10 protein-coding genes are annotated in these 20,959 nt (G+C 69.2%); all 10 read left to right on the plus strand.

Annotation, left to right across the window (positions count from 1 at the left end):
• Positions 1-5 precede the first annotated feature (5 nt).
• Positions 6-944 carry a peptidylprolyl isomerase gene (locus AC3FOF_RS23625; protein ID WP_488727929.1) on the plus strand — a complete coding sequence of 313 codons (939 nt, stop codon included), beginning with the start codon at positions 6-8 and terminating at the stop codon, positions 942-944.
• A 72-nt stretch (positions 945-1,016) separates the two neighbouring features.
• Positions 1,017-1,571: a YbjN domain-containing protein gene (locus AC3FOF_RS23630; protein WP_488727930.1), complete on the plus strand. Its 555-nt coding sequence runs from the start codon at positions 1,017-1,019 to the stop codon at positions 1,569-1,571.
• A gap of 79 nt (positions 1,572-1,650) precedes the next feature.
• On the plus strand, positions 1,651-2,154 hold the full coding sequence (locus AC3FOF_RS23635; RefSeq protein ID WP_017225344.1) for a YbjN domain-containing protein: 504 nt from the start codon (positions 1,651-1,653) through the stop codon (positions 2,152-2,154).
• 139 nt (positions 2,155-2,293) lie between these two features.
• A complete protein-coding gene (locus AC3FOF_RS23640) occupies positions 2,294-2,818 on the plus strand; it encodes a YbaB/EbfC family DNA-binding protein (protein ID WP_488727931.1) in 525 nt (174 codons plus the stop codon).
• Between the two features lie 227 nt (positions 2,819-3,045).
• The gene (locus AC3FOF_RS23645) at positions 3,046-4,545 is read left to right on the plus strand and encodes a trypsin-like peptidase domain-containing protein (RefSeq protein WP_276266583.1); all 1,500 of its coding nucleotides are present in this window, start codon (positions 3,046-3,048) and stop codon (positions 4,543-4,545) included.
• 154 nt (positions 4,546-4,699) lie between these two features.
• A complete protein-coding gene (locus AC3FOF_RS23650) occupies positions 4,700-5,416 on the plus strand; it encodes a secretin and TonB N-terminal domain-containing protein (RefSeq protein ID WP_488727932.1) in 717 nt (238 codons plus the stop codon).
• A complete protein-coding gene (locus AC3FOF_RS23655; RefSeq protein ID WP_488727933.1) occupies positions 5,417-5,938 on the plus strand; it encodes an RNA polymerase sigma factor in 522 nt (173 codons plus the stop codon).
• Positions 5,939-6,026: 88 nt separating this feature from the next.
• Entirely contained in the window at positions 6,027-7,019 is a 993-nt protein-coding gene (locus AC3FOF_RS23660; protein WP_488727934.1) for a FecR family protein, read from the plus strand.
• 6 nt (positions 7,020-7,025) lie between these two features.
• Complete coding sequence (locus AC3FOF_RS23665) at positions 7,026-7,154, plus strand: hypothetical protein (protein WP_276269155.1); 129 nt, start codon at positions 7,026-7,028, stop codon at positions 7,152-7,154.
• A 207-nt stretch (positions 7,155-7,361) separates the two neighbouring features.
• Complete coding sequence (locus AC3FOF_RS23670) at positions 7,362-20,915, plus strand: filamentous hemagglutinin family protein (RefSeq protein WP_488727935.1); 13,554 nt, start codon at positions 7,362-7,364, stop codon at positions 20,913-20,915.
• Positions 20,916-20,959 lie beyond the last annotated feature (44 nt).

Consider the following 20,959-nt stretch of genomic DNA (forward strand, 5'->3'; position numbering starts at 1 on the left):
AACGAATGAACTTGAGCGTCCGCTCGATGGTGTCGCCCGCACGCACGGCCATCGGCATCCTGTTGGCTTCATGGCTGAGCGCGGCGCCGGTGCAGGCGGCGGAGCCGGCCGCAGCGGGCCCGGTGGTGGCGCGCCTCGGGGCGGTCACGGTTGGCCAGGAAGAGGTCGAGCGCTTGCTGCAAGGCTTGCCGGAGGCCGAGCGGGCCGCGGCCAGGAGCAACCGCGCGGGCATCGAGAACTGGCTGCGCCAGCGCCTGGCCGCCGAAGCGTTGCTGCGCGAGGCCCAGGGCAAGGGCTGGGCGGAGCGGCCGGAGATCAAGGCGCGCGTCGATGCCGCTGTGCGTGAAGTCACCGCCCGCATCGTCTCCTCCACCTACCTGGAGTCGGTCACCCAGGTGCCTGCCGGCTATCCGTCCGAGGCCGAGGTCAAGGCGGCCTACGAAGAAGGCAAGGCGAACTTCCAGGTGCCGGCGACTTACCGGGTTGCGCAGATCTTCCTGGCTGCCCAGGGTACGGATGCCGCCGCCATCGCCAAGGTTCGCGACGAAGCGCGCAAGCTGGCAGCGCAGGCGCGGCAGGGCGATTTTGCCGCGCTTGCCAAAACCAGATCGCAGGATCCGCGCGGCGCGGAGCGTGGCGGGGAAGTCGGCACGCTGCCGCTGGCGCAGATGCTGCCCGAGGTACGCGACGTGGTGGCCAGACTCAAGGCTGGCCAGGTGAGCGAGCCGGTGCAATCGGCGGCGGGCTTTCACGTGGTGAAGCTGCTGGACTCGCAGGCCGGCCGCACCGCCACCCTGGACGAGATCAAGCCGCAGTTGCTGACGGCGATGCGCCAGCAGCGCCAGCAGCAACTCGTGCAGGCCTATCTTGCCAATCTCGGCCCGGCGGCCTCCGTGAATATCGACACCGCCGCACTGGACGCGGTGCTGCAGAAAACGAACTGAACCGGCTCCGGCGCGGCGAACGCCGCGCCGTCGACGCAACCTAGCGCAAGCTTTCTCCTCTCAGGAATTTCCATGAACACAATCGCAACCCCCATCGACACCGCAGCAGACGCAAAGCCGGTGCTGCTGATGGCAGTCACGCCTGACCAGGTCTCCGGCGCCATCAAGGCGGCCGGCTGCGCTGTCACGCTCATCGAGCAGGATGGCGTAGTGCGTCTGCACAGCGCCAGCCACGGCGTTGGCTACCAGGTACTCTGGGGCAATGCCATCGCGCCGGACGCATACCTGGATTTCACGCTGAGCTGCCCGCTGCGGGTGCAAGGCGGATCGGTGCCGGAAGCCGTTCTCGGCGATTGGCACCGTGGCAAGCGCTTTGCCCGCGTCGCGCAGCATGGCGAATTCCTCGTACTGGAGATGGACGTGGTGGTATCCGGCGGCGTGGGCCCCGACTATCTCACGGTGGCGATGCAACTATGGACGCAGATGATGGGGCAGTTCTTCCTTCACCTGCGCAATTTCCAGCCTGCCGCTGCCGAAACGCCGGCAGAAACGGAAGTTGTCGCGGCGCAGGACGCTGCCGCAACGCAGGCGGATGCCGAAGCCGGGGTGGCGGCCGCCACCGCATGAAGCCTCGATGCCGGCCGTACGCGCACGGCGTTTCCCCGGGCGCGTGACCTGACGAACGTTGGAAGTGGAAAGCAAGCGCATGAGCGACCACCTTGAGCCGCGCTGGAGCATGGGCTCGCCGGATGACGAGCCCCTTCTCATTACCGATATGTCGCCGGTGGAGCTGGCGCGGATGCTGCATGACTTCGGCTATCCCATGGTCAGGATCGACGGCGTGGCCGGCAACGGCGCCCTTGTGGCAAAGCTCGGGTCGGAAGTCGCGATCCGGGGGGACGAGCGGTTCCCCGGCTGGGAGAACCGCTACCGCGACTACAGTTTTTGCGCCGGCCTGCCCGCCGACGGCGTGGTTCCCGCGGCGAGCATCGCCCACTGGAATCGCACCCGGCGCTTTACGCGCCTGTACGAAGCGCACGGCATCCTGATGCTGGAGATGGATATCAGCCTGGCGGGCGGCGTGACGCCAGGCTTCGTCCTGAACGCCATCGAGCGCTGGGAGCGGGCGGTGCAGGACCTGCTGGACTTCATCGTCAGGTCGGCCCGGTGCGTGAGCGCGGTGCCGGCCGGCGCCGAACTGCTGCACTGACGCATCGGCGCATCGGCCGGGTAGCGATGTGTCCCGGCACAGGCCGCCCACCCGGCGCGGTGCATGAAGCTTCCGTGACAAACCGCACGCAGGCCCGACGAACTCCGTCTTACTATCACGACGACAGAAAAGACTCCCGATGCCCTCCCCAACCGAATCCATCCCGCAGTCCCTGACCCTGGCCGGCCAGCGTGCCGCCATCCGGCGCGGCTGGCGTGGCCTGCTCAAGGCGCTTGGCGCGGCGGGCCTGGGGCTGACGGCGGCAGTATCGCCGGCCACTCCGGCATCCGCCCAGGCCGCCACGCAGACGCCCGCGCAGCCGGTCCCGCAGCACTGGATCCGCTATGCCCAACTGGCCAGCACGCAGTTCCAGGCGCGGCTGGGCGACCAGACCGACGAGACGGTACTGCGCTTGCAGGGCTGGATGCAGGACCGCATGCTGCATGCTTCGCACCAGTACCCGCCGCCGCCGTTGACGATGCGCGTCTGGTTCGCCCCGACCGGCCGCGTGGAGCGGGTAGAGTTTGCCTCGCTGGGCGATCCGCAGGCCGATGCCGACCTGCGTGCGTTGCTGGCGATGCGGCCGTTGTCCGAGCCGCCCCCGCCGGACATGCGCCAGCCGATCGTGCTGGAACTTGCGCTGGAATTCCCGGTGGCCGGTTGACGCGGTGGCGCTGCCGCCGGCCGCCGTGGAGGGCCATCGGCTGGCGCCAGCGCAGGCACGGGCTTGCCGCAGCGGTTTCCTGCCCGTGCAACCTGTTCGCATGCCCGGCGGCGCGCGCATGAACTTTTCGTGACAATCGACAGGCCCGGCAGGCGACTTCCGTCTATCCAGGACGGCGTTGCGGCATGTCGTGACCGCACGCGCAATGAGGAAAGGCAGGAATTCTGATGCAATCCCCGATGGATCCAGGCCGGCAGGCGAATCCCGTGTGGCTCGCCGTGAGCGGCCGTGTCGGGCGGGTGGCCGACGCGGCGGACAATCCCGCTCGCGCCAGCCGCAGCCGGTTCGCCCGCTGCCTGCTGGCCATCGCCTCGACCGCGCTGCTGTTCTCGCTGGCGACGGGCACCGCCGGATGCGCGCCGCTGCAGGCGGCGGCATCGTGGCGGGCGGCGCCCGATTTTTCCCGGCTGGTCCGGGAGAACGGGCCGGCCGTGGTGAACATCGGCGTGGCGCGCGAGGCGCCGCCCGCACGCCTGTATGCCGATCCGCTGCGCGGCATGGCGCCGGGCCAGGACAATGTCGATGAGACCAGCCTGGGATCGGGCTTCATCCTCAGCGACGACGGTTTTATCCTCACCAACGCGCACGTGGTTGCGCGCGGCACGCAGATCAGCGTGAAGCTGACCGACCGGCGGGAGTTCAAGGCGCGGCTGATCGGCCTCGATACCGTTGCCGACGTAGCCCTGCTCAAGATCGACGCCACCGGCCTGCCGACAGTGAAGATTGGCGATCCAGCCAGTGTCGAGGTGGGCAACTGGGCGCTCGCCATCGGGTCGCCCTTCGGCTTCAGCAATTCGGTCTCGGCCGGCATCGTCAGCGCCAAGGGACGGGTGCTGCCGGGCGCCGAATACATGCCATTCCTGCAGACCGATGTGCCGGTCAACCCCGGCAACTCCGGCGGCCCGCTGTTCAACCTGCGGGGGGAGGTGATCGGCGTCAACTCGCGCATCTACAGCCGCAGCGGCGGCTACCAGGGCCTGTCGTTCGCCATTCCGATCGATGTGGCGATGCGCATCAAGGAACAGCTGCAGCACAAGGGCGCCGTGACGCGGGGACGCATTGGCGTGGCGGTGCAGGAGGTCAGCCAGGCCCTGGCCGCCTCCTTTCGCCTGCCCCGGCCGGCGGGTGCGCTGGTGAGCTATGTCCAGCCCGGCGGCGCGGCCGACCGGGCGGGCGTGAAGGCGGGCGATGTCATCCTGCAGGTTGCGGGGCGCGAGGTGGAGCAGTCCGCCGATGCGCTCATCTTCATTGCCGATCTGCCGCCCGGCGTGGCCGTGCCGTTCAGGCTCTGGCGGGAGCGCGCGCCGGTGGTGCTGGCGGTGGCGCCGGAGCGCTTCGACGCGCCCCGCATAGCGCAGGCGGCGCAGCCCGGGCCCGCGCCGCTGGGCATGATCGTCAGGCCGCTGTTGCCGCGAGAGCGGCAGGCGCTGCGTATAGACGGCGGCTTGCTGGTGCAGCGCGTCAACGCGGCCGCATTGCGCGCGGGCGTGGCCGCGGGCGACGTGATCCTCGCACTCAACGGCCAGCCGGTCGATAGCGTGGAAGGGTTGGCCGAAGAGGTGGGCGCCGCGGACGGCGCGGTGGCCTTGCTGGTTCAGCGCGGCGCGGCGCGGCTGTTTATCCCGATCGAGGTGCGGGCCTTGCGCGGCGAAGGACAGGAGGAGTGAGCCAAGCCGCTGTCTTTGACTTCGATGGCGTACAGGCTTCATGGCGACGTCATATTGGCTGCCTAGGATGTGGCCCGGCATGCAGCCACGCATGCGACCGGGCAACCCGTCCGGCCTGGCATGAACTCCTCGACAAACAGCTCATCTGATCGCTATGGCAAGCTTGGTCGCATCCACCGGTGCGCGCGCACTGGTCGGCTATATGGCGGTCCTGGCCCTGTGCCTTGCCTGCCGGCAAATCCTCGCGCAACAGGCGGATACACGGCAGGCGGCAGAGATCACGTTCGACCTGCCGTCGCAGCCCCTGAAGCAAGCCTTGGCCCAATATGACGCGCAGACCAACCTGTCCGTCTTCTTTCCTTCCGAACTCGCGGACGGCCGCACCTCGACCGCCGTGCACGGCAGCTTCAGCCCGGAGGCCGCGCTGCGCCGGCTGCTGGAAGGCACGGGTCTGAATGTGCGGGCCGCCGCCGCCGACGCCTTCGTGCTGGTGCCAGCGCCGCAGGGCTCGCATCCGGCAGCAGCCCCCGCCATCCCCGCGATGCCACGGCAGTACGATGGCCTGGTGCAGTCGCGGGTCTACCAGGCGCTGTGCGAGCGCAAGTCCCTGGCACTCGGGGATTACCGTCTCGCGCTCCATGTGCAACTGGCGCCTTCCGGCCACGTGCAGGAGGCCCGGCTCCTGGACACGACCGGCAACAAGGCACGCGACGCCGCCATTGTGGAAACCGTGGAGCGCGTCGATCTAGGCCAGCCCCCCAGCGAACCGGCCAGGGCTTTCGTGCTTCTGGTCAAGCCCGTGCGCTGTGCGGCCGGGGCGGGGCAGACCGATGCGTGCAGGCTTCCCTGCGGCCGGCAGGCGAACCGATAAATGAGCGAATCCAGCCGATCGGCATTGCGAGACCTGCTCGCCCATCGCTACCAGGACTTGAAGCGGCGCCTGACGTGGCGCCTGGGCTCGGCCGAACTGGCCAGCGATGCGTTGCACGATACCTGGGTGCACCTGGAGGAGCGCAACGAGCAGGCCGAGCCGGTCAAGAGTCCCGCCGCCTACCTGATGCGCATGGCCACCAACCTGGCGCTGGACCGCCTGCAGCGGGACCGCCGCTACATGAGCGCCGAGGAGATGGAGACCCTGATGGCCGAGCTCGTCGACCCGGCGCCGGGGCCGGCGCAGACGGTGGCTGCGCGCGACGAGGTCGAAGCCGTTGCCCGCCTCATCGAGAGCATGCCGCCGAGGCGGCGGGCCATCTTCCTGGCGGTGCGGGTGGATGATCTGTCCAACCAGGAGGCGGCGGTCCGCTTCGGCGTGTCGCCGCGCCTGATCGGGCTCGAACTCAAGCGGGCGCATGAGTACTGCATGGCCCACATGCCCCGGGCACGGATGAAATAAAACATGCCGATCCACGGCTTCTCAACCGTCTTGTCCATGTCTACAGGCAACCTGCGGCGGTGGCTCGCTTGACCCCATGATACGAACGATGATTCATCCGCTACAACGGGAACGGGCGCTGGACGCGGTCGAGCGGCAGGCACTGGCCTGGGTGCGGCGCATCGCGGCGGGCGAGATGACGCACGCCGATGGCGTGGCGCTCAGGCGCTGGTGCCAGGCAGACCCGGCACACAAGGCAGCCCTTGCCTCGGCGCAGCGCGGCTGGGAGCAACTGGGCCAGGCCGGCGAGCTGGCGATGGCGCGCAACCCGGGCGCTTCGCGCGCCGCCGGCGCCCAGCGCGCACGCGCGCCGATCCGGGGGCGGCGCGCGTTCCTGGGGGGCGCCTTGTGTGCCACGGCGGCGGCGGCGGTGGCATTCGTTCATCCGCCGCTGGGCCTGTGGCCTTCGGTTGGCGAACTGCGCGCGGACTACCGGACGACGACGGGCGAGCAGCGCCGGCTGGCGCTGGCGCAGGACGTGACCGTGGAGCTGAATACCCGCACCAGCATCGCCGTGCGTTCCGGCCAGGGCAGCGTGCAGGGCATCGACCTGATCGCGGGCGAGGCCGCCATCGATACGATGGACGCGCCCCGTCCCTTCGCGGTGGTTGCCGGACCCGGGCGCGCGCTGACGCAGAACGCACGCTTCGAGGTGCGGGTGACGCCGGCGGGTGCGTGCGTGACCTGCATCGAGGGCCAGGTGCAGGTGACGCATGCCGCGGGCACCGCGATCCTGAATGGCAGGCAGCAACTGAGCTACGACAGCCAATCCCTCGGGCCTGTCGTGAGCGTCGATGCGATGGGAATGCCGGCATGGCGCCAAGGCTATCTGCGCTTCAGCGAAGCGCCGTTGTGGCAGGTCGTCGAGGAGATCAATCGCTATCGTCCGGGCAGGGTGGTGCTGCTGGACAAGCAGGTGGCGGCCAGGCATGTGACCGGCCGCTTCCAGATCCGGTCGCTCGACAAGGCGATCCTGCAGATGCAGCGCTCGCTGGGGCTCGAGGTGCGGTCGTTGCCAGGCGGTATCGTGCTGCTCAGCTGATCAAGCATGGACGTCGGCACCGGCATGGCTTGCCTTGCATTCGCCTCCCTCAAACGCCGTCTTCGCACGGCGTTTTTGCTGCGCCATGCAGCCGCTGCTCGCGTCGCCATTCCTTGTCACGAAATCTTCAAATAAAAGCTTGCCGATTCCACCGCGCCCAACGGTCTAGGTCCCAGGAGCATCGACGGCGGCTGCCGTCGATGGACATGAACGCAGGGCCGGTTCGCTGAAGTGTTGCGAGTGCGCCGGAGCCGCTGAATCAGCTTGACGGGGATTAAGGCCACTATGAATAAGCGCTTTCACTACAAGACAATGCCAACGCGACAGAGACAGCGATTCGGCATGTCGGCACTCACGCTCAGGCCCCTGGCCCAGGCGATTGCATTGCTGGTGGCGGCGGGCGGGGCCATGGAAGGCGCGCATGCGCAACAGGCCTTCAGCCGGGCCTGGATGGCCCAGAAGAATATGATGCAGGACACGGCGGCGGCCACCGGCCGGCTGCCCAACGGCCAGCCGGCCGCCTCGCTGACCAATCCGCTGGCGCAGCAGCAGCGCGCCAATGAACAACTGCAGCGCTCTCTCGACAACCTGAATGTGGCCGCGCGCGGCATTGCCGCCATGCAGGCCGCGCAGGCGGCGGCGCGCCAGGCCGCGCAGAACGATCCGTCCGTGCCGGATGGCCTGGCCGAAGGCGGCCTGAAGGTCGACACCAACAGCCTCACCGCGGGCTGGCTCAACGCCAGGCCGCTGAACAAGGAGACCGGGCAGAAGGTGGCCGACGGCAGGACGGTGGTGTCCATCGAGCAGACCGCCGACAAGGCCATCCTGAACTGGGAGACCTTCAACGTCGGCAAGAACACCACCGTGCGGTTCGATCAGCAGTCCAACTGGGCGGTGCTCAACCGCGTCAATGACCCGCAGGCGCGCCCCAGCCGGATCCAGGGCCAGATCAAGGCCGACGGCACGGTGATGATCGTCAACCGCAACGGCATCGTGTTCACGGGCAGCAGCCAGATCGACACGCGCAACCTGGTGGCCGCCGCTGCCGGCATGACCGATTCGCAGTTCCGCAAGGGCATCTACAGCGATGCGCTGGGCGCCGGCTACGTGCCGACCTTTGCCAATGACCTCGTGGTGAGCGGGAGCAGCGCCGCCAGCGGCAATGCTACCGGCGACGTGATCGTCCAGCCCGGCGCGCGCATCGAGACCCGCAAGCCGCAATCGGTCACGGAAGGCGGCGGCTACGTCCTGCTGGCGGGCCGGGAAGCGCATAACCGCGGCAGCATCAGCACCCCCAGCGGCCAGACCACGCTGGCGGCCGGCGACAGCTTCATCATCCGCAAGGGCGTGGGCACCGACGCCAACCAGGACTCGAGCACGCGCGGCAACGAAGTCGTCGCGCAACGCAACGCCAACAGCCTGGCCGGCCAGGTCAGCAACAGCGGCCTGATCCAGGCCGCCACCGGCGATATCACACTGGTCGGCCGCAAGGTGGAGCAGGGCGGCGTCATCCTGTCCAGCACCTCGGTCAACACGCGCGGCACGCTGCACCTGAAAGCCGTTGGCGATGCCGACAGCCGGGTGACCTTGTCGCCCGGCAGTGTCAGCGCCATCCTGCTCGACGATAGCAACGCCACCGCGCTGGATGCGCAGCGCGACACGCTGATCAAGGACTCCGGCAGGCTCAGCGACGGCACCGCCTACAACCGGCGCGACCAGTCCCTGGTGAAGATCGATTCCAGCGGCGACGTGGACTTCCAGTCCGACTCCATGACGCTCGCCACCGGCGGCCAGGTGATGGTCGACGCCGCGCGCCGCACCCGCATGGCGGACCGCGCCGCGATCGACGTGGCCGGCGCCGTGGGCGTCAGCGTGGCGATGGAATCCAACAACGTCATGATCAACGTGCAGGGCAACGAGCAGCGGGACGCGCCGCTCAACCGCGACAGCAAGCTGCTCAACAATGCCAATATCTGGATCGACCGCCGCACCCTGGTGCGCGTTGCGGCAGGCACCAATGGCTACGCCACCGAGCGCATGTACACGGGCGGCGGCCTGCTGGAAGTGAGCGGCTATCTCAGCACCGCTGGCCACGGCATCGGCGAATGGGCCGCGCAGGGCGGCACCGTCGGTTTCAGCGGCGGCGAACTGGTCACGCAGAACGGTTCGGGCATCAACATCTCCGGCGGCTCGCTGAACGTGCAGAGCGGCAGCATCAGGCAGACCTGGCTCAGGGGGGCGGACGGCCGCCTGTACAACCTGGCGACCGCGCCCGCCGACAACCTCTACACCGGGCTGTATCGCGGCTTCGAGGACACGCATGCGCGCTGGGGCAAGAACACCACCGAGTATTTCTACAGCCCGCTGATCGCACCAGGCTCGCGGCTGGAGAACGGTTACACGGTCGGGCGCGATGCCGGCCGGATGATCGTCGCCACGCGCTCGGCTGTGCTGGAAGGCAATATCGACACCACCGTGTTCCAGGGCGAACGCCAGCGCGATGCGCGCGACAATGGCCTTGACGGCTACAGGCAATCGCAGAATGCCGCGCCGCGCGCCGGGCAATTGATCGTCGGCCAGGCCGTGCCGGTCTATGACAGCAAGACCGGCATGCTGCGCGACAGCCCGCAGGCCATGGCGAAACAGGTCGACATCGGCATCGTGCAAGGCATTGCCGATGGCCTGGCCCTGACCGATGCACTGCCGGATGAACGCAAGGGCAAGGTGCGCCTGGATGCCGGCTGGCTCAACGGGCTCGGCCTGGGCGCCTTGAAGGTCTACGCCAGCGACGGTATCGACGTCAGCGCCGATGCGCGCGTGGCGGCGGGCGGCGATATCGCACTGCACGCCACGCAGGTGGATGTGAAGGCGGATCTTGCTGCGCGGGGCGGCAGCATCGCGCTCGGCAATATGGTCAACCAGTACACCGGCAGCGCCGGCGGCACGTGGCTGGACGTGCCGGTGGCCGCGATACCGGCCAAGGGCTATACCCCCGGCGTCTCGGTCGGGCAGGGCGTCATGCTGGATGCGCGTGGCCTGTGGTCCAACCTCAAGCAGGATCCCGCCGATATCAGCGGGCTGCCCTATATCAACGGCGGCACCGTCAAGATCAGCAGCAGCGGCGACGTGTCCCTCGGCGCGGGCAGCGTACTGGATGTGTCCTCGGGCGCCGCCTTGCTGTCTGGCAACAAGCTCCAGGGCGGGCGGGGCGGCAATATCACCCTGCTGTCCAACCAGAACGACACTGACAGCAAGGGTTCCGGCAGCCTGCGCATGGATGGCGAGTTGCGCGCTTATGGCGTCAAGGGCGGCGGCACGCTGACCATCGACACCGGCGTTGGCGTCGCCATCGGCGGCGGCTTGCTGGCCGACAGCGGCGTGTTGCCGGCGGGCCAGTCGGTGGCGGTCAACCTGACCCTGGCCCAGACCGTCACCCTGCGCGCCGGGACAGTGCTTGCCAGCGATTTCACCTTTTCCGCCGACACCGTCTTGCCCGGCGAGGCAATGGCGGGCAATCCGCAGTTCAGCGCCGCGCGTTCGGTCAAGCTGCAGGGGGCGTGGCTGGTGCCGTTCGGCACGACCTACAACTTTGCCGTCATCGATGATACGGGCCGCTACTGGGCCAACGGCAACGTGGTTCCCGCCGGCACCGTGCTGGTAGGCAGCGTGGGCGATCTGGCGCCGGGCTACGTGGTCCCCGCCGCCATATTCCCCAAGGGCATCCCGGTGGCGGATTTCAATACGACGCTGAGAGCCGGCATGCCGTTGCCGAAGGACGTGGTGCTGGCCGAAGGCGCCAGGCTGCTGGCCGGCACCAAGCTGCCGGATGCGGTGGCGGTCAAGCCGCTGCTGGTGATCGGCACCGAACTGTTCCAGAGCGGCTTCTCGCGCTACGCCGTGGGCAGCCAGCAGGGCGTGCAGGTGGCCAGGGGCGTCACGGTCGATGTGTCGATGCCGGTACTGCGCTTCGACGCCCCCGCGGGACACACCGTGGCTACCGGTGCCGACCCGGCGCAAGCGCTGGATCGCTGGCTGCCGCCGCTCTGGCAGGAGGATCCGGTCAAGGCGCAGCTGACGCAGCGCGGGGGGGCCGACATCGCGCTGGCGGCCGGGTCCGTCTTCAGCCAGGCGCCGCTGGTCATTGGCCAGGATGCAACCGTCTCGGTCGATCCCGGCCGTGCGGTGACCCTGCAGGGCAATGGCCAGATCACGATCGACGGCAGCATCAACGCCTGGGGCGGCAATATCGCCGTGCTGCCCGGAGCGCTGGGCACGGGCGACAGCGCAGGCCGGCCCAGTGGCGCCGCCAGCGCCATGTCGATCTGGATCGGCAACGGGGCCGTGCTCGATGCAGCGGGCCGCGCCGCCACTGCCGTCGATGCGCGTGGCCATGTGTACGGCAACGTCGGCCGCGGCGGCACCATCGAGGTCGGCGCGCGCCACAGCCTCGATGCCACCCAGGTCGACGCGGCGGACGCCTTCGTCGTCGTGCGCCCCGGCGCGCGGCTGGATGCGTCCGGTGCCTCGGCCTTGCTCGACCTGCCCGGCCTGGGCGCCACGCCGGTGGCGAGCGACGGCGGCGTCATCGCGCTAAGTTCCTATCGCGGCCTGTTCCTGGATGGCGGCCTGCGTGCGGCGGCCGGCGGCCGGGGCGCCGCTGGCGGTACGCTGGCGCTGAACCTGGAGAGCCCGAACTATGGGATGGTGGACAAGATCTCCCAGAAGAGCCCCAGCGTCGAAGACGCGGTGCGCGCGGCGCGCGAACTGGTGCTGGCGCAAGCCCAGGGCGAGAGCGGCCTGGCTGCCGGACTGCGGCCCGGCGACCGCGACGCGGCCCTGGTGTATGGCAGCGCGCGTATCGGCGTGGACCGCATCGGGACTGGTGGCTTCGGCAACGTGGCGCTGCTCGCCAACGGGGTGATCTCCTTCGACGGCAATGTGAACCTGGCCCTGGAGCAGAGCCTGCGCCTGACCGCCAGCGCCCTCGCGCTGTCGGAACATGCCGCCGCCGGCAGCCAGGTCAGCCTGGCCGCGCCCTATGTCCGCCTGGGCGGCACGACCCGCCAAGGGCTCGACAATCACATCATGCCCAACCCGGTTTCGTTCGCCGCGACGGTTCCGCTGGTGACGCAGGGTTCCGCGCTAAGCGTCAAGGCCGATCTGCTGGACATTGCCGGGGCGGTCAGCATCGGCGTGCGCGGTCCCATCAAGCTCAACGCGGACCAGCCGCTGATGGTCGTGCGCAACGCCTTCGACGAGATGGCCTTGCGCAGCAGCGGCGACATCCGCATGTATCGCGCGGCGGCGCTGTCCGCGCCTGGCAACCTCACGCTGGCGGCCGCGCAGATCTATCCGGGCCTGGGCGACAGCGGCACGGTGATGGTCGGCCAGCGCAACTATACGGACCAGTACGGCATCATCCGGCGCGAGTTCGATCCGGCGCGCCACCTGGATATCGAGCGCGTGGGCGATGCGCTGCCGGCGATGCCGTACTCGGTCTTCGGCCGGCTCAGCCTGGCCGCCCCGACCATCAATCAGGGCGGCGTGCTGCGGGCGCCGATGGGCGCCATCGAAGTGGGGTCCACAGTCGACGGCGCCGTGACCGGGCAGGTCAACCTCCTGCCGGGCAGCGTGACTTCCGTCAGTGCCAACGGTCTGGTCGTGCCCTATGGCGGCTCGCTCGACGGGCTGAGCTACCTGCATGACGGCAAGGACGTGGCGTTCGACGGCGTGGGCAACGGCCCGGCCATCACGCTGGCCGGCCATGCGGTGGACGTGCGGCAAGGCGCGCTGCTGGACATGACCGGTGGCGGCACGTTGACCGGCGCGGCATTCCTGGCCGGCCGCGGCGGTTCCGCGGATGCGCGCATGAATCCGCTGGTGCAGGTTGGCGCCCAGGGCGGCTTCGTCCTGCCGGGCCTGTCGAGCAATCCGGTGTATGCGATCGTACCCGGCGTGCAGGCCGGCTATGCACCGGTCGTGGCCGAGAAGGGCGCCAGCGATCCGGTCGTCGGCCGCCAGATCACCGTGGGCGCCGGCGTGCCCGGTCTGCCCGCCGGCACCTACACGCTGCTGCCTTCGACCTTTGCGCTGCTGCCCGGCGCGTTTCGCGTCGAACTCAACGGCTTGGCCAAGGGCGCGATGCCGGCAGGCAGCACCACGGCGATGCGCAACGGCTCTTATGCCACCGCCGCGCAGCTGGGTATCGCCAATACCGCTATCCAGAGTGCGGTGCCCACCCAGGTTTTCCTGACGCCTGCCGATGTTCTGCGCACGTATTCCCAGTACAACGAAACGAGTTATGCCGAGTTCGCACTGGCCCAGGCGCTGCGCGAAGGCGTGCCGCGCGCATTGCTGGAGCGCGACGCCAAGGCGCTGCGCTTCAACTTCGCGCTGCCCGTCGTGCCGGGCGCGCTTGGCGATGGGCCTGCCCTGCATTTCGCCGGCCGCACCTTGTATGCGCCGGCCGGGGACGGCTACGGCGGCAGCGCGCTGATGATGGGCGGGTACGGCGTCAACTACGAAATCCTGGCCACCGGGGCGGTGGCGACGCCTGGCTTCAGTGGCATCTCGCTGTACGCGGCGGATATCAATGCCATCGGTGCCTCGCGCATCGGCATCGGCGGCCTGCCTGCGGCGCGCTACACCGACTACTACGGCAGCAGGCAGCGCGCCAATATCGCCACCTTCGATCGCGGCGCCCAGAACATCTTCCTGCGCCAGGGCGCAGTGCTGAAGGCGCCCGAGGTGTTCCTGGTGACCAATGCCAAGGCGGGCGGCATTATCGTCGAGCAAGGCGCCAGCATCAACACGCTGGGGCAGGGCAAGGCCGCCTGGGATTCCACCAACGGCTATGTCTACGAGCCGGGCGTCGTCAGCGTGCTGGCGGTGTCCAACGGCCGGCTGGACATGCTGGCGCCGGGCCACAGCACCGATGCCTCGCAAGGCGCGGGCCGCATCGACATCGGCGCCTGCAGCCCGGGCGCTGCCTGCGGCGGCACCACGCAGCTTTATTCCGAAGGCACCATCGCTGCTGCCACCGACCAGAGCTTCAATCTGCGCGACGCGGCACGCTATGGCACGCGCAACCTGGTGTTGTCGGTCGGCGGCATCAATGCGGGCAGCGAAGCCACGCTGACGGCGCTCGCCGCGCGCAACGCGCTGCCGGCGGGCCTGACGCTCAACCAGGGCATCCTGGACCGGCTCCTGCGGGGCGACACCAGTGCCGGCGCGCCGGCGCTGGAGAACCTGGTGCTGGCCGCGCGCGACGCGCTGCGCTTCTACGATACGGTCGAGCTGTCCACCATCGACCCGGCCACCGGCAAGTCGTCGCTGGAACGGCTGGTGCTGGGCACGCCGGCCATCTACGGCTATGGCAACGCGGACGCGCTGGCGCGTATCCATACCGACATCCTGGTGTGGAACGGCTCGATCGACGCGCCAGGCCTGGTGGCAACCGGCGGCGCCGGCACCGGCAGCGGACACCTGCGGGTCGACGCGAAGCAGATCGAGTTCGGCTTTGGCCCGGGCAGCCGCCCGGACACCATCCACAGCATGGATCGCCTGGTGCTGGGATTCGGCCAGGTCGAGCTGAACGCCAGCGAGCGCATCACGGCCAACCAGAAGGGCACGCTGGCTGTCTACCAGTCGCAAGGTGCCTGGGATGACGGCATCAAGGGCTATGCGTATGGCGGCGGCAACCTCGATCTCAACACGCCGCTGCTGACCGGTCATGCCGGATCGGTGAACAAGATCACCGCCGGTGGCGACATCCGCCTGACAGCGCCCGCCGGCGCGGCCGCGCCGAGCCTGTCGGGCAAGGCCCTGGCCGAGGCGCTGGGTGCGGAGATCGCACTCAATGGCCGCGGCGTGACGGTCGACAGCGCCGTGATCCTGCCCAGCGGCAAGCTCACCCTGTCGGCCGAGCGCGACGTGCTGCTGGGCGATGGGGCGCAACTCGACCTGGCCGGCCGCAAGCTCGATTTCTACGATGTCAGCAAGTACAGCTGGGGCGGCGACGTGGTGCTGGAGAGCCGAGCCGGCGATGTACGCCAGTCGGCCGGCTCCCGCATAGACCTCTCGGCCAGGGAAAACCGCGCCGGCAAGCTCACCGCCCTTGCGCTGGGCGAGGGCGCGGGCACCATCGACCTGCGCGGCGGCATCGCGGGCGGCAGCAGCGGGCACTACGATGCCGGCGGCACCCTGGTGCCGTTCGCGGCCGGTGGCGCCGACATCCGCGGCCAGCACATTGCCGATTTCGCCGGCCTCAACCAGCGCCTCAACGACGGCAAGCTCTCGGGCATCCGCAGTTTCCAGCTCAAGCAGGGCGACCTGACCGTGGGCGACGAGATCAAGGCCCGCGAGGTCAGCGTGTCGGTGGACGGCGGCAGGCTCACCGTGGCCGGCACCATCGACGCCAGCGGCGAGCAGGTCGGCAGCATCCGCCTGGCGGGGCGCCATGGCGTGACCATCGCCAAGGGCGCGGTACTCGATGCCCACGGCACGGTGCTGCGCGTCGACAGCTACGGCCAGGTCATCGAGGCGCCCAACCGCGCCACCATCGAGATCAATGCCGGCACGGGCCGGCTGACGCTGGAGAGCGGCGCGCGCATGGACCTGCGCGCAGGCACCGGCACCACGGCGCAGTCGCTCGGCACGGTCGACCTGAACGTCCCGCGACTGGGCGGCGCGACCGGCAACGATATCGACATCGACGCCAGCGGCGCGCTGCGCATCGACGGCGCCAGGTCCATCGCGGTCAACGGCTTCTGGTCATACAAGGACGCGGCCTGGGGTACCGACCCGGCGGCCGATGGCCGTCCTTACCAGGTCATCAACCAGGCCTACCTGGATGCCAGGCACGCGCAGAGCCTGGTCTTCATGGACAACGCGCTGGCCAACGCCGACCTGATGAATCGCAAGCTCGCCGGCCTGCGCGGCTATACGGACGCCTTCCACCTGCGCCCCGGCGTGGAGATCGTCAGCGCCACGCCGGACGGCGACCTGCATATCGACGGCGATATCGACCTGTCGCGCTATCGCTACGCCAGCGTCAATCCGCACACCCCGCAGACCGGCATCTACGGCTCCGGCGAACCCGGCACGCTGGTGGTGCGCGCGGGTGGCAACCTGAACATTTACGGCAGCCTGACCGATGGTTTCGACGCCTCGGCGCTGCCGGTCACGCCGGACGACCAGGGCTGGGTGCTGGTCAAGGGCCGCGTCCCCTGGGGCGGCGACGTGGTGATTCCGCACGGCGGGATGGTCACGCTGGCCGAAGACACTTTCTTCCAGTCCGGCCGCACGCTCAACTACGCCGTGCCGCTCAAGGCGATGACGATCAGGGCCGGCACCTTGCTGGCGGCGCGTACCACGCTGACCTCGAACCTGGTGCTGCCGGCGGGCAGCGTGCTGGGCGGCGCCGTGCGCGACGCGGCCGGCAACGTGATCCATGCGGCGGGCACGGTACTGTCGCAGGACGTGACCCTGGCCAGCGGCATGCAGCTCGATGCCGGCACCCGCCTGCCCGCGGCGATCGGCGCGGCTGCCATGATGTGGCCCGCCGGGGTGCCGCTGCCGTTCGCCGGCAACGATGCCTCGGACAACCAGGGCGTCTACCTGGCGAGCGCGCTCAAGCTGCCCAAGGGCGCCGTGATCCCCAGCGAAACGGTGGTGAAACTGCCCGAGGATGCGATGACGGTGTCGTTGCGTCCAGCGGATGCGAGCGGCAACCAGGGCCGCAACTGGGCGCTGGCCCCGATGCTGGCCGAAGGCTCGCAGTCATGGTCGACGCGGCTGGTGAGCGGCGCGGACACCGCGGCTGCGGATTCGCGGGCCTTGCAGACGCGCAGCAGGCATGCCGGCATGCTGCTTGCGGACACGCACTACGGACTGGTATCGGTCAATGCCGTGATCCCGGGCACGGGCTTGCCGGGGGAATATGTGTGGGCGGGGGATTCCCTGACCCAGACCGGCAACGCACCGGGCACGCCCGTCAACCTGGACGAGTGGGGCGGCGAGGACGCCGTCAAGGACATCAACAACTGGGGCCTGGGCATCCTGGTCGTCCAGGTCAAGCCAGGCACCCCTGCGGAGTACAGGACGGAGATGCAGCCGGCACGCCAGCAACTGTTCAGCGTGCTGCGCACCGGCACCGGCGACCTGGACCTGATCTCCGGCGGCGATTTCACCATGACTTCGCCGTTCGGGGTCTACACCGCCGGTACCCAGTCCGCGCGGGCGGGTGCCGCCTACAACCTGCCGCGTGCCAAGGGCGAGGACGGCACCTTGCTGGGCGCGGACTGGACGGCATTCACGCCCTTCATCGATGGCGGCGCCCAGAGTCTGTACCGCGCCTGGTATCCCGAGCATGGCGGCAACGTGCTGCTGCGGGCCCAGGGCGACGTGAAGGGCGATCTCATCGGCAGCAGCTCCGGCCGCCGCAAGGACGCGCTCGGTTACCTGCGCGTGCACAACGACAATAGCGCGGTGGGCAACTGGCTGTGGCGCCAGGGCACGGGCAGCGCGGTGGCGGGCAACGAGGGCGTGCCCACCGCCTGGTGGGTCAACTTCGGCACTTATGTGACCGGGGGCCAGGGCGAAGACCTGTTCGCTTCCGCGCCGTTCCTGGTCGGTTTCACCGGCATCGGTACGCTGGGCGGAGGCAATCTGGTGTTCGAAGCCGGTGGCGACGCCGGCATGCTGGCGTCGCGCATGGATGCGGCAGGCAGCGCCGTATCGCGCAGCCAGGGGCTGAATCTGGCCGTGGCCAGCACGGGCAGGGTGTCGGCGGACGGCAAGCAACTGACGCTGACCGGCGGCGGTGACCTGGATATCCGCATCGGCGGTGGCCTGAATCCCGTCGCGGAAGTGCGCTCCTTTCCCAGCGGTAGCGGCGAGATCACGCCGCTGACCGCCTTCCGGGGCAGCCGCGGCGAGCTCAACAGCACCTTTGTCAACCTGCGCGGCGCGCTGCGCATGCAAACCGGTGCGGTGGGGGGCATCGAGCTGCGCTTCGACAGTGCCGACCCTGAAGAGTCGCGTGCCTATGACGTGTACAAGGCGACCTCGTCGATCGCTGGCGGCGGCCCAACGCTGGTGCCGGGCGATGCCGGCGTGCGCATCGATGCGCGCGGCGACCTGGTGTTGGGCGGCGTGGGCGATCCGGGACGCGTGGCGCTGTTCAGCAACGGCACGCCTTTTACCGCCAATGGCGTCAACTACGGCGGCGGCGGCTGGAGCTGGTTCTCGCTGTGGACGCCGGCCACGGCCATCGACCTGTTCAGCGCGGGCGGCAACCTGACGCCATCCAATGCATGGACGGATGCGCGCAACCGCCTCAACCAGTCCGCAACCGATGGCCGCTTCCTGATGCCGTCGGTGCTGCGCGCGGTAGCGGCCAGCGGCAGTTTCTACTATGGCAATTCCAGCCAAGGCAGCCTGGATTCCAGCAACAAGCCGATGCAGTCCATCATCGGGCTGATGCTGGCGCCGTCGCCGGTGGGCACGCAGTATGCGCATGCCGGCGCCGGCCAGCTGGAACTGCTGGCGGCCGATTCGATCTATGCCGGCGGCTACGCGGTCACGCAGTCGGGCGCCGATCCCACTGCATTGCCCAATCCGTTCAATCCCGGTTTCAGCGGCGGCACCGAGATGCTCTGGTACGGCCCGCTGAAGCTGAGCAATATCAACGCTGGTGCGCTGGCGCCCAGTGTGTACCTGAGCAGCAGGGAAGCCGCGCAATCGGCCCAGCTCTACCCGCTGTTCAGCTTCACGCCGCCCACGGCCTCGGGCTATGCGGCCGCGGGCCGGCAGCCGGGCCGCTTCTATGCGGTGGACGGTGACATCATCGGCCTGCGCACCGGCTCCATCGTTTCGCGTGGGGATCCGACGAGCCCATTGGGCGCCTTCTCCACCTGGTACGAAGGCGGCGGCCCGGTAGCCATCCGCGCGGGGCGCGACCTCGTCAACTCGGGCACCGTGCTGGGCAAGACCGAAGGCGTGCCTGCGGAAGGACTCGGCTGGCGGCTGCCGGCACGCCGCGGCGACGGCACCATTCCCGAGCGGCCCACGCCAATCGAAACCGGCGGCACGCGCGGCAACCTGATCGTGCATAGCAATGCCGACGATGTGTCGGTGGTCTCGGCTGGCCGCGACATCCGCTACAGCAGCTTCTATGTGGCCGGCCCGGGCTTGCTGGAAGTCACGGCCGGGCGCGATCTGTACATGGCCGACCGGGCCGAGCTCAAGAGCATCGGGCCGGTGGTCGACATCAAGCCGGGAGACCGCAGCAGCGGCGCCGGCATCGCGGTGGCGGCGGGCGTCGGGCGCAACGGACTGGACTTCAGCGCTTTCGCCGCGCGCTACCTGGACCCGGCCAACCAGGCGGACCCGGGCCGGCCTTTCGCCGACCAGCCCGGCAAGGCGGTGTACGTGTATAGCGGCGAACTGAAGCTTGCCGACTGGTTGCACACCCATTTCGGCTACACCGGCAACGAGGCCGATGCACCGGCCTATCTGCAAGGCAAGCAGGCGGAACTCGACCGCACCCGCCTGCAAGCGGCGGCAACCGGCGGGGCCGCCGCCAACCGCGACCTGCAACGCGAGTACGGGCAGGCCAGCCAGCTGCACCTGGTCAACTGGCTGAGCGACCGCTTCGGCGGCCGCAACGGCCTCGGCCTGCACTTCGACGCGGCCAGCATGGATGCGCGGCAGTTCTTCGCGGCCTTGCCGGCGGAGCAGCAGCGCGCCTACCTGCGCAACGTGTACTACGCCGAACTCAAGGCGAGCGGACGCGAGTACAACCAGGCCAACGGACCGCGCGAAGGCAGCTACCTGCGCGGCCGGGAAGCCGTTGCGACGCTGTTCCCCAGCCATGACGCCCAAGGCAACGCGCTCGCCTACCAGGGCGACCTGACCATGTTCAGCAGCGCCAACTACTATGCCGACCCGATGTATGCCCCTGCCACCAAGCGGCCGCTGAAGGGCGTCACCTACCTGCGGCGCGACGAGCACAACGCCGCCGGCAAGCCGTACAACGTCGGCGTGTACGACGTACTGGACGCCGGCATCCATACGGATTTCGGCGGGGACATCCACATCATGACGCCGGGAGGCCGCACGCTGGTCGGCGTGGACGGTGGCTTCGTGCCGAGCGAGGGCTCGGGCGTGCTCACGCAGGGCGCGGGCGAGGTCCAGATCTACGCCAGGGACAGCATCCTGCTGGGGCAGAGCCGCATCTTCACCACCTTCGGCGGCAACATCCTGGCCTGGTCGGCGCAGGGCGACATCAACGCGGGCCGCGGCTCCAAGTCCACCGTGGTGTACACACCGCAGCGCCGCGTGTATGACAGCATCGGCCTGGTCAGCCTGTCGCCGACCACGCCCAACACCGGGGCGGGCATCGCCACGCTCAATCCGGTTCCCGAAGTGCCGCCGGGCGACATCGACCTGATCGCGCCGCTGGGCACCATCGACGCCGGCGAAGCGGGCATCCGGGTCTCCGGCAACGTCAACCTGGCCGCGCTGCGGGTGGTCAACGCCGAGAACATCCAGGTGCAGGGGAAGGCCACCGGCATCCCCGTGCTGGCCGCGGTGAATGTCGGCGCGCTGACCAATGCCAGCGCGGTCGCGTCGCAGGCTGTCAGTGCGGCGCAGGATGCGCTGCAGCGCGAGCGCAGCGCTGCCCGCCAGGGCTTGCCGTCCATCTTCACCGTGCGAGTGCTTGGCTTCGGCACGGATGGGGACGACGCCGCGCCCAAGGGCAGGGAGGGGGCCAAGGCGGCACCGCTCGGCTACGACCCCAATGGGGTGGTGCAGGTACTGGGCCAGATGGCGCTGAGCGAAGCGCAGCTCAGCCAGCTGACCGCCACGGAGCGCCGCAATCTACGCCGCTAGGGTGCGGGCCGGGGCCCGTCCCGAATTGATTCGCGGATGGGCCC

Source organism: Cupriavidus sp. 96C5-1 (assembly GCF_057798855.1).